Consider the following 14,177-nt stretch of genomic DNA (forward strand, 5'->3'; position numbering starts at 1 on the left):
AGAGTGTCGATGTCACCCGAACCGAAGTTGACCCGCCGCAGGTTCCTGGGCCAATCCGCACTGATCGGCTGCTCGCTTGCGGCCAGCCCGTTGCTCACCCCGGTCAGTTTTGCGGCGGCGCCGTGGGACACCCGGCTGGTCGTGATCGTGCTGCGCGGAGGGATGGACGGTCTGGACGTGGTTCGCCCATATGGTGCGCCCGAATTCGCGGGGCTGCGCGGCGGGCAGGACGGAGCGGACGCGGCCGAGCCGCTGGATCTTGATGGCTTCTTCGCGCTCAATCCCGCGCTCGCCCCTCTGATGCCGCTCTGGCAACGAGAGGAACTGGGGTTTGTCCACGCGGTGTCCACCCCTTATCGCGACAAAAGGAGCCATTTCGACGGCCAGGATCTGCTCGAAGCGGGAACATCGTCTCTGGCCGGTGCGCGGGATGGCTGGTTGAACCGGATGCTCGGGCAATTGCCGGGGGTCGAGCCGCGCACTGCCTTTGCGATCGGATATGGCGAAATGAAACTGCTCGACGGGCCGGTCCCGGTGGCGGATTGGGCACCGGACGCGGACCTCGTCATCAGTCCGCAGGCGATGCAGCTTGCCGAATTGGTGATGCAGGAGGATCCGGCATTTCACGCCGCGCTTGGCGAGGCGATGATGCTGTCCGGCTCCGGTGCAGGTGGGGAACGTGGCAAGCCGCATGTCAAGGTGGCCGAGTTCGCGGCAGAGCAGCTGCGCGGCGACACAAGAGTCGCCTCGTTCTCGATCAACGGCTGGGACACGCATCGCCAGCAAAGCCGCAATATCAGGCGGGCACTTGAGCGGCTTTCTGAAACGATCCTGACATTGCAGTCGGGGGTCGGCCCGGACATCTGGAGCAAAACAGCGATCGTGGCGATGACCGAATTCGGCAGGACCGTGCGGCTCAACGGGACCGGGGGCACCGATCACGGCACGGGTGGCGCGATGCTGCTTGCCGGAGGTGCAATCCGGGGTGGACGGGTTTTCGGCGACTGGCCCGGGCTTGACGAGGCGGATCTCTATGACCGGCGTGACCTGATGCCGACAGGGGATGTCAGGGCACCTGTCGCGTGGCTGATGCGCGGGCTGGCCGGTCTGGATCGCGGCGCCTTGGAAAATGTGGTGTTTCCCGGGCTGGATATGGCCGGTGATCCGGGGCTATTGCGTTAGTATAGAGCGACAAGGATGGGCGCGTTGCGCGCTCAGATCGCCCGCTTCTGTTCCAGACGCTCTTGCACCAGCCCGGCGATGCGGGCCATGTCGGTTGCGACCGGGCCGCCGCATTTGCGCGATGCGGCGAGCGATGCCGCCGCTTTGGCGAGCGTTGCGTCCTGCGCGCTGCGGGCGACGCCGCCGACAAATTGCGCGAGATAATCCAGCACCTTGTCGCCAGCCATCGCGTTCAGCACATCGGCGACATGCGCCATATCGTCGTGAAACGCCATCTGGTCCGGCTCGATTACTTCATCGCGCAGCGGGCGCGGGCCATGCGGTTGCTGATCGGCGGGCAGGCGGGACAAGACCGCTTGCTGAAACGTGGCGAGCGACGTAACCGGCTTGGCCAGGAAACCATCGGCACCCGCGGCGAGGGCCGCATCCTCGCCGTGATCATCGCCCGAGGTCCCAAGGATGACCGGAACACGCGGCACGGCATCTGCCAGTTCCCCGATGAGATCGACCCCCGACCCATCGGGCAGTCCTAGGTCGGCAACCACCACCGACGGGCGATAAACCTGCAAATGTCTGCGCGCGGATCGCAGGCAATCGGCCCGGCGAATGCGGGCACCGCTGCGCAGGCATAGCAGGCGCATGGCCTCGCAGGCAAAGCGGCTGTCTTCGACAACAAGAATGGTCAGGCCCAACAGCGGCCGGTTGGCGGTCGGCACACGCGGGGGTGCGGCGAACGGGTCAAAATCGTCCATGGTGGTTTCCTTTCAGCAGACCCGACTCACGCTATGCCGCGATGGCTAACGCATCGTTAAGACCACTGAGTTTGTTGCCACCTGTCGCGCGCCGCTCCGGTTGCCTCGCAGACCGCTGCGGGAAATCTGCGTCCGGTCAGGCCCAGTTGCCGGCAAAATCACGCGGGATCAGCAGGTGATCCCGGTTGAGTTTGGTAACGTCGGTGACGCCGCACAAGCCCATGGACAGATCAAGCTCGTTGCGGATCACTTCGAGCGCCTTGGTCACGCCATCCTGCCCCATCGCGCCGAGACCGTAGATATAGGCGCGGCCGATATAGGTTCCCTTGGCCCCCATCGCGAGCGCCTTGAGCACGTCCTGGCCCGACCGGATGCCGCTGTCGAGGTGCACCTCGATCTTGTCACCAACGGCCTCGACGATGTCTTCGAGCGCCCGGATCGAGCTGAGCGCGCCATCCAGTTGTCGACCACCGTGATTAGAGACGATGATGGCATCGGCTCCTACATTCAGCGCCTCGCGCGCGTCGCGCGCATCGAGAATTCCCTTGATGATCAGCGGGCCATCCCACATCTTGCGGAATTCGCGAATGCGATCCCAGTCGAGCGCCTGATCGAACGCTTCGTTTGTCCAGGTGCCGAGAGAGGACGGATCCTTCACACCTTTGGCGTGACCCACGATATTGCCAAAGAAGCGGCGTTTGGTGCCCATCATGCCCAGGCCCCACTGAACCTTGGTCATCATGTTGCTGATCGACCTGATCGTCAGCTTGGGCGGAGCGGACAGACCGTTCTTGAGATCCTTGTGCCGCTGTCCAAGCAATTGCAGGTCAACCGTGATGACCGCCGCGGAACATTTGGCCGCCTTTGCGCGATCGAACAATCGCTGCATGAAATCGTCGTCCCTGAGCGTGTAGACCTGAAGCCAGAATGGCTTGGTCGTATGCTCTGCGACGTCTTCGATAGAGCAGATCGACATCGTGGACAGCGTGTAGGGCACACCGAAAAGCTCTGCGGCGCGCGCCGCCTTGATCTCGCCATCTGCGCATTGCATCCCGGTCAGACCCACCGGGGCCAGCGCCACGGGCATCGTGACATCCTGACCGATCATCCGGCTCGCGGTCTTGCGTCCTGTCATGTCGATCGCGACCCGCTGGCGAAGGCGAATATCGGCGAAATCGCTGGTGTTCTCGCGAAAGGTCTGCTCGGTCCAGCTGCCGCTCTCGGTATAGTCGTAGAACATGCGCGGCACGCGCCGTTCATAGATGCGTTTGAGGTCGTCGATATTGGTGATCACCGGCATTGCGCAGCCATCCTTTCCCTGGTTCCGGATACCGATAGCGGGGGGAAGGGGGAAACTCAATGCAGCAGGCGCCGTCAGGCGCTATGCGCGCCGTCCGCCAGCGATTTCACAAAGGCGAGCACATCGGCAACGGGTTTGCCATCACCGATCTTGGCAACAATCGCGGATCCCACCACCGCGCCATCGGCAACCTCTGCGATCGCGCGCGAGCTTTCGGGGGTCTTGATGCCAAAGCCGACGATGACCGGCAGGTCCGTCTGCGACTTGATCCGGGCCACTTCGGGGCCGACATCGACGGCTTCGGCTTCTGCGGCGCCGGTGATCCCGGTGATCGAAACATAATAGACAAAGCCCGACGTGTTCTGCAGGACCCTCGGCAATCGCTTGTCATCGGTTGTCGGTGTCGCCAGCCGGATGAAATTCAGTCCGGCCTTTTGTGCCGGGATACACAATTCCTCATCCTCTTCAGGGGGCAGGTCAACGACGATGAGCCCGTCGATCCCGGCGGCTTTGGCGTCCTTCAGAAAGGTTTCGACCCCGCGGCTGTAGATCGGATTGTAATAGCCCATCATCACAATCGGCGTGGTATCGTCTTGCTTGCGGAACTCGGTCGCCAGTTGCAGCGTCCGCGCCAGCGTCATGCCGCCTTCCAGCGCCCGCTGTCCGGCGCGCTGGATGGTCGGGCCGTCGGCCATCGGATCGGTAAAGGGCAGGCCCAGCTCGATGATGTCGACGCCGGCTCCGGGCAATCCTTTTACCACCTCAAGCGAGGTGTCGTAATCCGGATCGCCCGCCATGACGTAGGCGACGAATGCCTTTTTCTTTTTTTCGGACAGCTCTGCGAATTTGGCGTCGATGCGGGTCATGGGGTGTATTCCTTGTGGCTTGTCCTGCCCATGCCAAATGCACGGGCGGAAATCAATGCGCAACCTGCCGCCGTCTCTGGCCGGACTCCGGCGTGAACCGTCGCAGTTTACCCAACGTCGCCCTGATCCGGACAATGTTGACCCGATTTGTGTCAGCGGGCATTGTATAGGAATTTGGTTTACTGCTTTGTTGGGCGCGATATGAGTAATGAGTTTTCAGAGCATGAAGCGCGGGAAATTGTACAGGATTTTCTGGATCGGCAGGGCGCAGCCGCGCTCTCGGGTGATCTCGAAGAGATAGTGCGCTGGTGCGATTTTCCCTGCACGCTGGAAAGCCCGGGGCAGCGTGTGAATGTCACCGATAAAACCATGCTGCGCTCTATTGCCGAAGCGTTTGTGGAGCAGGTCACGGGCAAGCGGGTCACCCATATCGTTCGGCGTTGTCTGGAAGCGAGTTTTCACGATGAAGATACCGTGACAGCCACATACGAGACCCGTTTCGTGCGGGATGGACAGATGTTGAGCGAAGATCCCTATGTCAGCTTTGTCGTTCTCCGGCGCGGGAAAGACCGCTGGAGGTTCAGCAACATGCAGTTCGATGTCGCCGGTGACAGCCCGGCGAGTATCGTGTTGCGAGACTGGAACATGACGGACACCACCTGATCCCATAGCGAGAGTGACCGGCAATCTTGCGCCCGATCAGACAGGTGCTTGCGCCGCAGGATCAGGGCCTCTAGAAGCGGGCCGAATTCAGAGCGGAGGCCAGCATGGGCTTTAAGATGGGAATCGTGGGGCTGCCCAATGTCGGGAAGTCTACCTTGTTCAATGCGTTGACCCGCACCGCTGCCGCACAGGCGGCGAATTTTCCCTTCTGCACGATCGAGCCCAACGTGGGTGAGGTTGCGGTGCCCGACGCGCGTCTTGACAAGCTGGCAGCAATCGCTGGCTCCAAACAGATCATTCCCACCCGTATGACCTTTGTCGATATCGCGGGCCTGGTCAAAGGGGCCAGCAAGGGCGAGGGCCTGGGCAACCAGTTTCTGGCCAATATCCGCGAGGTCGACGCAATCGCCCATGTGTTGCGCTGTTTCGAAGACGGCGATGTCACCCATGTGGAAGGTCGCGTTGATCCGGTGGCCGATGCCGACACCATCGAGACCGAGTTGATGCTGGCGGATCTCGAGTCGATCGAGAAGCGTCGTGCGAATCTCGTGCGCAAACTCAAGGGGTCGGACAAGGAGGCGCAACAGCAGGACCGCCTGCTTGCCGCGGCTCAGGAGGTGCTGGAAAGCGGCAGCCCTGCGCGTCTGGTCGAAGTCGCAGAAGAAGATCGGCGCGCGTGGAAAACGCTGCAATTGCTGACGACCAAGCCGGTGCTCTATGTCTGCAACGTCGGCGAAGCCGAGGCGGCAGAGGGGAATGAACATTCAGCGCGCGTTGCCGAGATGGCCGCCGCGCAGGGCAATGCCCATGTGATCATCAGCGCCCAGATCGAAGAAGAGATCAGCCAGCTTGATGATGACGAGGCGCAGATGTTCCTTGAAGAGATGGGTCTGCAGGAGGCCGGGCTCGACCGGCTGATTCGCGCGGGCTATGACCTGCTGCATCTCGAGACCTATTTCACCGTCGGCCCGAAAGAGGCGCGCGCCTGGACCATTCGCACCGGGACATCGGCGCCGCGCGCTGCTGGGGTCATCCATGGTGATTTCGAAAAGGGCTTTATCCGCGCGGAAACCATCGCGTATGATGATTTTGTCACCCTCGGGGGCGAGCAGGCTGCGAAAGAAGCTGGCAAAATGCGCTCCGAGGGCAAGGGGTATATCGTCAAGGATGGCGATGTGCTGCACTTCCTGTTCAATACCTGAGCGCATTTCACGCCTGACGGCACCGCGCTCGTGGCCAAAAGGGCGCTTTGCTTGAAAAACCACCCTGAAAAGGCACAATGGACTCCTGTTACGTGTTAGGATCCACTGGGCACACCCTGGCGATCTAGTGGTCCGGTCCTGCCGATCGACTCGCCTCTTGCGTGTCTGAATTGAAGTGTCCTGCTCTGGTTGATTTGGTTGCGCGATGTATGAAACCTTTTTTGATCTGAAAACTTTACCGTTCAAGATCACGCCGGACCCGGCCTTCATCTACTGGGACGTTGCGCATAAGCGTGCCGCGAGTGTACTCGCCTTCGGGATAGAACAGCTTGTCCCGATCACCGTGATTACGGGCGATGTCGGAACCGGCAAGACCACGCTTCTGCAGAATTTCCTCGAAGAGGCCCCGCGCGAGACGACGGTCGGCATGCTCTCCAATTTCTGGAGTGGCATGGGGGGGCTGTACCAATGGATCCTGAACGCATTCGACATCAAGGCCGAAGGCAGCACGGTTCAGCAATACCGCGCCTTTGAGGATTTCGCGATTGCGGAATATGCTGCCGGTCGGCGTTGTGTGCTGATCGTGGATGAAGCGCAGAATATTTCTGATGAGGATCTCGAACAATTGCGGATGTTGACCAATATCAACGCCCGCAAGGATTGTCTCGTCATGCTGTTTCTGGTGGGGCAGCCCGAGTTGCGTGACCGGCTGAAGCAGCCCAACAACCGCCAGATCGCGCAGCGGGTCGGCGCGGCCTTTCACCTCGGCCCGTTATCCGAGGAAGATACCGGGCATTACATCCGTCACCGCATATCGGTGGCTGGCGGCACCCGCGAACTGTTCGATGACGCCGCGATCGATCGCATCTACGGTGTGACCGGCGGCGTTCCGCGACTGATCAACGTGGTGTGTGAACTGGCACTGGTGACGGCGTTCGGTGATGGGGTCGAGCATATCGACGGGGATTTCATGGAGGAATTCCTGTCCGAGGCGGCAGAGACCGGATTGATCGCGCATCTGCCCACGACGCCCGTTCAGCCGACGGGCGGCGGCATGGCGGCCCAGACGGTCAAACGTCCGGGCGGCCCCGCAGGATCATCCGGTTTTCGCCAATCGGCATCACTGGGCAGTGGCAAACCGAGCATCCGCCTGGTCTCCGACCCCTGGGACACGAAAGAGACAGTAGAGGCCCCCGAAGCGGATACCGACCTGCCCGCCGCGCGACACGTGCAGCCGCCGGTCCATGATCCGCTTCCGGACGCGGACCAGCCCGGGCCGGAACCGGCTACGGCACGGCCCACCGGGGCGAACGACGAAGAGGCCCTTGGCCTTGCATCGCCCGAACCGCTGCAGATTGCCGAACCGCAGGATACGCGAGGCCGCGAGGCCCGGGTGCAAGACACGGTGCCGCAGCCCGAGACGGAACCGGAAAGCCAGGAGGATGTCGGCGCGGGTGTCGCGGCTGCGATGCGGGAACCACCGGCACCACGGCAACACGAGCCGTTCCGCCTGCTTGGCTTGGGGGTGCGCATACTGGACGATGGCTTCAATGTCGCGCTCGTCGTGCTGGTCATTGCGGCGGTGTTCGGGGCGGGCGCATGGTATATGCGCGATGCGGCAAGGGATGCGCGCGCGGTGCAGGACACTGCGGGGGTTGCGACGATGACGGACGCGCCCACCGATGCGCCCGCCGAGCAGGTAGGGAACGCACCGCTCGAAACGGTAACAGCAGTGCAGCCCGAGGAAACGCCGGATCCAGTCGAGGAAGCGCGCGCGCCCGCGTCCGACGGGGTCGCGCCGCTGGACGATCCTACTGGAGACGCGCTTTTGGAAACGGCAATCTCGGCGAGCTATACCGACCCCTTCTCGGCAGTCATCGACTATTCCCGCGCTGCGCTGCGCGGGGAGGGGCAGGCGGCCTATTACCTTGGTCAGATGTTCGAGACCGGTCTCGACGTGCCACGGGATGCCGCCGTCGCCCGCGCCTGGTATCAGCGCGCGGAACCGGACGTGCGCAGTGCCAAACGGCGGCTCGCCAATCTCGACGTTCCCGAGAGCGTCGGCGTGCTTGCGGCCCCGATGCCGTTGCTGGGCGGACCGCTGCCGGATGGATCGGCTGAATTTGTCTGGTCCGGAGGGGTCGGGGCCGCGCCGGAATATTTCCTGGTCGAAATGGCGGCGGCACCGGATGCGCCCGTGGTCCGGCTTGGCCAGACACGGCTGACCGCAGCGGCAACGCCGGATTACGACGGGGAACGGGTTTGGCGGGTGCTGGCAATCCGTCCCGCATCGTCCGATTACCGCGCATCAAACTGGTTCACGATGGGCCCTGAGGCTGGCCCGGTGACAAACGAAACCGCGCCGGCGCGCCCGAGCGTGTCGCTCTCGTCCGTCGAAGGCGTCGCGGGTGACCTGCTTGAAGCCGCTGCGGCGCTGCTCGGTGATGCGGGATTCCCGATCGTCCTGGGTGCCAAGGTGCCGTCGTCAGTGCAGGGTGGGACAGTCAGCTATGCATACGAAGCGGATCGTGCGGCGGCAGAACAGGTTGCCGCGTTGTTATCGGGCGACATCGCGCTTGCCGAGATACCGGCGCGCTCGTCTGACGACACGCTGATCCTGCCGGGGCAGATCATGGTGCTGCTCGACTGAAGCGTTTCGCGATTGATTTGAAACGTCTGATATCACCTGATGCGTTGAAATATTTGATTTCAGGTAGTGTCAGGAGGATTCAGATATGTCGCGAAAGACGGTCAAGCGGAACGCACGTCCGGATGACAGACGTCCTGTTCCCTGCGGCGGCAATATCGCGTTTGCCGCCGCAGGGGTGTTCAGATCGCCTTGCAGAATACGCGAGACATCGCGTGTCGCGCAGGGCGGGTTTCCGCGTCACGTCTCAGCAGCCAATCGTCGCGCAAATCTGGCGGCGATAGGCCGAGTTGGCCTCGCTTTCGGTCGCGCCATGACCTGCACCTGTCGTCGGCAGATCACCTTCGCAGGCCAGCGGATAGTTCGGATCGAGCCCGACATTCACACAGGAACCGATATTCCAGCCCGGTGGTAGGGCGGTTGGATCAACCTGTTTCCACTTGGGATGCCCTGTTTCCTGAAGCTCGGAAAAACGGCTGCTGATCAGGTGTGAAATATCGGAAACCGCCTTGCAGCTTTCGCGGTGGTAGGCATTGCGGTTCGGATCGTATTCATAGGTCATCAGCACCGCCTTGACGGCGACCACATCGACCGCGTCGCTCTGGAACGGATAGGCACCCGCCGGAATCGTCGCCGGAACATAAACCGCCTGGAGGGTCGGATCGCTGATCGGCACGAGGTGGAACTTGTCGCCATCGATCTGCTGAGACTGGAAGATCTTGGTCGGCGCGCCGGCAACATAAAAGAAGGCGTCGATCTGTCCGCTCATCAACGCCGCAAGAGAGTCATCTGCGTTGATGGTCAGGCGCTCGGCCGGATTGACCTGTGCGAGATCCAGAACCAGCGATGCGGTCAGGAAGGTGCCGCTGTCTTCGACGCCGACGGCGATGCGCTTGCCGTTGAGATCGGCGAGCGAATTGATATCCTTGGTGCCCAGAACATGGACCTCTTCGTTATAGAGCGGAAAGGCAATACGTACCCCAAGGATTGCCCGCGCCACGCCGGGGTCGTCGGCGGCAAAGGTCTTGAGGTATTCCAGGACATCGGACTGCACGATGCCGAACTGGGTAAACCGGCGCTTGCGAACGCCCAGGAAATTCTCCAGCGAACCGGCGCTCTCCTGCACTTGCAGATTTACGCCGCATTTTGCCGCGACTTCGCTGATATTGCGTCCAAACTGGATGTAGGTGCCGCTCGGGCCGCCGGTCAGAATGTTCTTTTCAAACTCCTGTGTCTGAGCGGGCAGCGACAGCCCGGTCAGCAGGGCCGCGAGGGCGACGATCCGCGCCAGAATGGACTTTTTTCTTGTCTTCATATCATGCTCTCCAATTCAAACGAAAATACGCGTCAACATCCGCCCAGGGTCTTGACCAGATACACCAGCGTCTGGCGGTTGATCGTTCCGAACGCCTGCTGCAATGCATCGGTTGCACAGGTGCCCTGAACCAGCAGGTCATGAAGTTGGCTGACCTGCGGAGTCCGGTGGGAGGGCAGACCGGGTGCGGTGCGGAGCGCGGCGTTCACCGCGCCGGAATTGCGTGGACTTCCCTGCCGCGCCGCCGCCGGTTTCGGCGCGGCGGCAGCGGGAGCCGTTGCCTCGGCCGCAGGCGCGGCGTTCTGGGCGGCTGCGGTTGCGGTGCGGGCTTCGGCGATCTGTTGCTGCAGGGCCGACAGTTCGGACTGCCGTTCGGCCCGTGCCTGGTCGAGCGCGTCCAGTTCGGCTTGCATCTTCTGGCGCTGGCTCAGCAGATCGGCAGCAACCGAACGATCATCTTCGATTTGCGCGCGCAGGGTCTCGGCCTCTGACTGTTTCTGTGCCAGAGCGGTCTGCTGCGCCTCTTGCTCGCTTGCGAGATTGGCCAGGCTCGCCTCAAGGCGCGCGGTTTCACCTTCAATCGCCTTTTTGGCCTCAGCCAACTTGGCTTCCTGTTCCTTCGCCGCCTTGCCCAACTCCGCGACGCGTGCCTCCAGGCGGGTATGTTCGGCTTCGGCGGCTTGTTGTGCTTCCGCGAGGGCGGTGCGCGCCTCGATACGCTCTTCGAGGGCTGCCTTGCGGGCTTCTGCTTCGCCAATCCGGGTTTCGAGATCGCTCAGCCGGCTGCGCGCCGCTTCGGTTTGCTCTGCCAGAGTCTTGTCCGCATCGGCCACCGTAGCGTCGAGTTCGGCGGTCCTGGCCGCAAGTGTTTCCGATACCGCGTCGACCTGCGATGTGACATCCGCCAGTTCGGCTTCCTTCGCCGCGATGTCGGTGCCCAGATTGTCCAGTTTGCTGGTCAACTCCGTCTCGCGCGCGCTGGCGTCGGACAGCGCCGATTGCAATGCCTCTGTCTGCGCAACGAGGTCCGCGTTCCGGGCGCGCGTGGTTTCGGCCGTCGCTTCCGAGGTCGCAATTTCGTCGTCGAGCGCGGTCTTGCGATCCTGCGCTTCGGTCAATTCCGCTTGCAGGGCTTCGAGGGCTGCCTCTGCCTGTGCTTGGGCGTTGGCCAGTTCCTCTGTCTTCGCCTGAGCCTGTTGAAGCGCGGCATTCTCCGCCTCGACCGCAGCCGTCACCTCTGCCAGTTCCGCCTGTGCCGCTTCGAGCGTGCCGGTGACATCGGCAAGCTCTGCCTGCGCCGCGTCACGCCGGGTTTCGGCCTCGGCTTGCGCCGCTTGTGCGTCAGCCAGGGCCGCTTGTGCTTCTGACAACGCGGCGTCGTTCGATTCGGCCTGTGCGGTTTGCGCGGCTTCGGCTGATTCCTTCGCCGTGGCGAGTTCGTTGTTCAGGCGATCGAGATCGGCGTTGGCATTTTCGATTTCTGTCGCGAGGGTGCTTCGCTGCGTCTCAAGTTCGCTCAGCGCGGCTTGTGCCGCGTCACGAGCCGCGATTGCCGCATCGCGTTCTTCTGTCGCTTTTGCCGCTGCCGCATCCAACTCTGATTGCTTGTCCGTGGTGGATTGCCCCACATCGTCGAGCGCCGCCTGCGCCTGCGCCAGTTCCGCCCTGACCTCTTCCAGCCTTGCCGCCTCGGCGTCGCGCTCTTCGCTGATCTGGGCAATATCGGCTTCCAGTGCACCGATGTCTTCTTCCAGCAATCCTATGATCCGGCGAAACGACTCTGCCTTCTGGGACAGTTCCGCCGTGTCCGCTGCGGCATCTTGGGCGACTGTCGTATCCGGCTCGAAATACGCCAGCCCGAAAATCACCGCCCCACACAAGAAAATCCTGACACGCCGCATGTCCAATTCGCCCCTTACAAAAATGTATTAACTCCCAGCATACGCAAAACTTTACACAAAAGTCGCCGTCGGTCGAATCCTGAATGCAAGGTACGGTCGATTCGTACGAGGCGGGTGCGGCGCGGGGTTGTGCAGCACGGCGTCGGCGTTGTCCCGAGGGCTCAGGGTTGCGGGTCAGGGATTGATGCGGCGGCGACCGGCTCAAAGGCGACTTCGACCCGCAATCCCGGATCGTTGTCGCGCAGGACGAGATCGGCGCCATGCAGCCGCGCGACCACCGATACGAAATTCAGGCCGAGACCGCTGCCGGGGGTCATGCGGCTTCGGTCCAGACGATAAAGCCGTTGCAGTACATTGTCGGTTTCTTCCGCGGGAATGCCCGGTCCGGTATCCGCGACGCTCAGCACGATGCCCTGGGGGCGGCGGTCGAGTTCAATGATGATCCGGCTGCCGGCCGGGGTATGGCGCAGGGCGTTTTCGATCAGGTTCGCCAGAAGTTGCAGCAAAAGGTTCCGATCCCCCATGACATCGGGGATGTCGGGGGCGATGCGGGTATCCAGGTGATGACCGCTGTCGCTGGCGGCGGGTTCGTAGAGTTCGGCACAGGTGCTGACGAGTTCGGTCAGCGACAGTGGCACGAAACCGGACCGCGGCGTGCCGGATTCGATCTGGGCGATTTGCAGCAGCGACCGGAACACCGATACCACGCCGTCCAGTTCCCCGCGCGCCCGATCCACCAGGTCACGCGCCTGCGGCGGCAATTCCTCGCGGTCGGCGAGATCTGCGAGATGCACGGCGACCCGCTGGATCGGTGTCTTGAGGTCATGGGCAATATCGGATGACACCTGCCGGATGGCCGCGACCGAGCTTTCCTGCGCCTGCGCCATTTCGTCGATCTTGGTGCCGATCTCCGCAAGGTCCCCGGACCAGTCGGCGCCGGGGCGTACCCGCGCCTGAAGATCGCCCGAGGTCAATCGGTCGAGCGTTTTGCCGACGGTGGCGACGTTGCGCGCGCTGCGCAGCGCCAGATATACGGCCCCTGACAGCGCGATCAGGATCGTCGGAAGCAGGCTCAGAACAAGGATGTTCAGGAACACGGTGCGGAGTGCGTCGATCTCCGACAGACTGCGGGCGATGGTCAGCTGGCCGCCCTGCATCTTGGTGGTCAGCGCCAGGTAATCGCCGCTCAGGGTCGGGCTTTCCTGCGACAGCGAAAGAACGTGGTAGCCCTCGTCATCGCGGGCAATCACCGCGTTGCCATATCTCCGCTGGTTCGGGGCGAGATAGCTGAGCGCGAGGCGTTCGGGGTCGGTTTCGCGCGCTTCGGTTTCGACCAGAGTAGCGAGCGCCGCGGCCGACGGCGCGGCACGAAACCCGGCGATGCGCTGGCTCAGGTCCGCGCGGATCGCCTGTTCAAAGGACCGTTGGGTCAGAACATAGCTCGCCGCCAGCCCGACGAGACTGACCACAGAAAACAGCACGACCAGCCCCAGGGCAAGCCGCAGCGGCATCGACCGCCAAAGACCGGCGATACGCGCGTTCACGCGTCGATCCGATAGCCGGCGCCGCGCACGGTCTTGATCAATTCGCTGTCAAACGGCTTGTCGACCTTGGCGCGCAGGCGACTGATATGGGTTTCAACGACGTTGGTCATCGGATCGAAATTGATATCCCAGATCGACTCGAGCAGCATCGTTCGCGTCTGGACCCGGCCCTTTCGGCGTATCAGGTGTTCGAGTATCGCGAATTCGCGCGGCAGCAGGTCAATTTCAACGCCCTCACGCGTGACCTTGCGGGCGATCAGGTCCATCTCCAGTGGCCCGGCGCGCAGCACCGCTTCCTGTTCCACCGCAGGCGGGCGTCGGGCCAGCGCGCTGACCCGCGCAGACAGTTCGCCGAATGCAAAGGGCTTGACGAGATAGTCATCGCCCCCCGCGTTCAGCCCGCCGATCCGGTCGTCAACGCTGCCCAACGATGTCAGGAACAGCACCGGCGTCTGATTGCCCGCGCCCCGCAATGTCTTGACCAGGGTCAGCCCGTCGATCTCGGGCAGCATCCGATCCACGATCATAACGTCGTAACTGCCGCCGGTCGCCTGGATCAACGCCTCGCGCCCGTTCGTGACGAGATCGACCGAATGGCCCTCTTCGCGCAGACCGCGCGAAATGAACGCCCCTGTGGTGGCATCGTCCTCGACTGCCAGAATTTTCATGCACCCTCGCAAAACAAGCGTTTGACGATGAATAGTTAGGCGATACGGAACGGACGGCCAACCGCCATGCCGCCGGATGACAATTTTGTATAGAAACCCAAAGGGCCTTGTAAGGGGAGCGCGCCATCTGTGCCTGG

Annotated in this window: 11 protein-coding genes; 4 read left to right on the forward strand and 7 right to left on the reverse strand. The window is 62.5% G+C overall.

Annotation, left to right across the window (positions count from 1 at the left end; genetic code table 11):
* Positions 1-9 precede the first annotated feature (9 nt).
* Complete coding sequence (locus tag AB9K34_RS15755) at positions 10-1,182, forward strand: DUF1501 domain-containing protein (protein ID WP_369955384.1); 1,173 nt, start codon at positions 10-12, stop codon at positions 1,180-1,182.
* 32 nt (positions 1,183-1,214) lie between these two features.
* Here the strand turns inward: AB9K34_RS15755 and AB9K34_RS15760 are convergent, their stop codons facing one another.
* The 3 genes from AB9K34_RS15760 to trpA form a co-directional block, all read right to left on the reverse strand.
* Positions 1,215-1,934: a response regulator gene (locus tag AB9K34_RS15760; RefSeq protein WP_369955385.1), complete on the reverse strand. Its 720-nt coding sequence runs from the start codon at positions 1,932-1,934 to the stop codon at positions 1,215-1,217.
* A 136-nt stretch (positions 1,935-2,070) separates the two neighbouring features.
* Positions 2,071-3,234 (reverse strand): L-lactate dehydrogenase, encoded by a 1,164-nt coding sequence (locus tag AB9K34_RS15765; protein ID WP_369955386.1) that lies wholly within the window; start codon positions 3,232-3,234, stop codon positions 2,071-2,073.
* 74 nt (positions 3,235-3,308) lie between these two features.
* A complete protein-coding gene (gene trpA / locus AB9K34_RS15770) occupies positions 3,309-4,100 on the reverse strand; it encodes a tryptophan synthase subunit alpha (protein ID WP_369955387.1) in 792 nt (263 codons plus the stop codon).
* 201 nt (positions 4,101-4,301) lie between these two features.
* Here trpA and AB9K34_RS15775 point away from each other — a divergent pair, with 201 nt between their 5' ends.
* The 3 genes from AB9K34_RS15775 to AB9K34_RS15785 all read left to right on the forward strand — a co-directional run bounded on the left by AB9K34_RS15775 (position 4,302) and on the right by AB9K34_RS15785 (position 8,615).
* On the forward strand, positions 4,302-4,763 hold the full coding sequence (locus AB9K34_RS15775) for a hypothetical protein (RefSeq protein WP_369955388.1): 462 nt from the start codon (positions 4,302-4,304) through the stop codon (positions 4,761-4,763).
* Positions 4,764-4,867: 104 nt separating this feature from the next.
* Complete coding sequence (ychF, locus tag AB9K34_RS15780; protein ID WP_369955389.1) at positions 4,868-5,965, forward strand: redox-regulated ATPase YchF; 1,098 nt, start codon at positions 4,868-4,870, stop codon at positions 5,963-5,965.
* A gap of 205 nt (positions 5,966-6,170) precedes the next feature.
* Positions 6,171-8,615: an AAA family ATPase gene (locus AB9K34_RS15785; protein ID WP_369955390.1), complete on the forward strand. Its 2,445-nt coding sequence runs from the start codon at positions 6,171-6,173 to the stop codon at positions 8,613-8,615.
* Positions 8,616-8,859: 244 nt separating this feature from the next.
* Here AB9K34_RS15785 and AB9K34_RS15790 read toward each other — a convergent pair whose 3' ends face one another.
* The 4 genes from AB9K34_RS15790 to AB9K34_RS15805 all read right to left on the reverse strand — a co-directional run bounded on the left by AB9K34_RS15790 (position 8,860) and on the right by AB9K34_RS15805 (position 14,040).
* On the reverse strand, positions 8,860-9,927 hold the full coding sequence (locus AB9K34_RS15790) for a TAXI family TRAP transporter solute-binding subunit (RefSeq protein ID WP_369955391.1): 1,068 nt from the start codon (positions 9,925-9,927) through the stop codon (positions 8,860-8,862).
* Between the two features lie 32 nt (positions 9,928-9,959).
* On the reverse strand, positions 9,960-11,828 hold the full coding sequence (locus AB9K34_RS15795) for a hypothetical protein (protein ID WP_369955392.1): 1,869 nt from the start codon (positions 11,826-11,828) through the stop codon (positions 9,960-9,962).
* 161 nt (positions 11,829-11,989) lie between these two features.
* Positions 11,990-13,372 (reverse strand): sensor histidine kinase, encoded by a 1,383-nt coding sequence (locus tag AB9K34_RS15800; RefSeq protein WP_369955393.1) that lies wholly within the window; start codon positions 13,370-13,372, stop codon positions 11,990-11,992.
* Entirely contained in the window at positions 13,369-14,040 is a 672-nt protein-coding gene (locus AB9K34_RS15805; RefSeq protein ID WP_369955394.1) for a winged helix-turn-helix domain-containing protein, read from the reverse strand. The genes AB9K34_RS15800 and AB9K34_RS15805 overlap by 4 nt, the downstream gene beginning before the upstream one ends.
* Positions 14,041-14,177 lie beyond the last annotated feature (137 nt).

The sequence above is a fragment of the Sedimentitalea sp. XS_ASV28 genome (assembly GCF_041224545.1).
Classification (GTDB): domain Bacteria; phylum Pseudomonadota; class Alphaproteobacteria; order Rhodobacterales; family Rhodobacteraceae; genus Sedimentitalea.

Bases quoted from the DNA above. Each gene is read 5' to 3' on its own strand.
- AB9K34_RS15760 (WP_369955385.1), bottom strand. From the start codon at position 1,934: ATGGACGATTTTGACCCGTTCGCCGCACCCCCGCGTGTGCCGACCGCC.
- AB9K34_RS15785 (WP_369955390.1), top strand. From the start codon at position 6,171: ATGTATGAAACCTTTTTTGATCTGAAAACTTTACCGTTCAAGATCACG.
- ychF (WP_369955389.1), top strand. From the start codon at position 4,868: ATGGGCTTTAAGATGGGAATCGTGGGGCTGCCCAATGTCGGGAAGTCT.
- AB9K34_RS15790 (WP_369955391.1), bottom strand. From the start codon at position 9,927: ATGAAGACAAGAAAAAAGTCCATTCTGGCGCGGATCGTCGCCCTCGCG.
- AB9K34_RS15805 (WP_369955394.1), bottom strand. From the start codon at position 14,040: ATGAAAATTCTGGCAGTCGAGGACGATGCCACCACAGGGGCGTTCATT.
- AB9K34_RS15775 (WP_369955388.1), top strand. From the start codon at position 4,302: ATGAGTAATGAGTTTTCAGAGCATGAAGCGCGGGAAATTGTACAGGAT.
- AB9K34_RS15765 (WP_369955386.1), bottom strand. From the start codon at position 3,234: ATGCCGGTGATCACCAATATCGACGACCTCAAACGCATCTATGAACGG.
- AB9K34_RS15795 (WP_369955392.1), bottom strand. From the start codon at position 11,828: ATGCGGCGTGTCAGGATTTTCTTGTGTGGGGCGGTGATTTTCGGGCTG.
- trpA (WP_369955387.1), bottom strand. From the start codon at position 4,100: ATGACCCGCATCGACGCCAAATTCGCAGAGCTGTCCGAAAAAAAGAAA.
- AB9K34_RS15755 (WP_369955384.1), top strand. From the start codon at position 10: ATGTCACCCGAACCGAAGTTGACCCGCCGCAGGTTCCTGGGCCAATCC.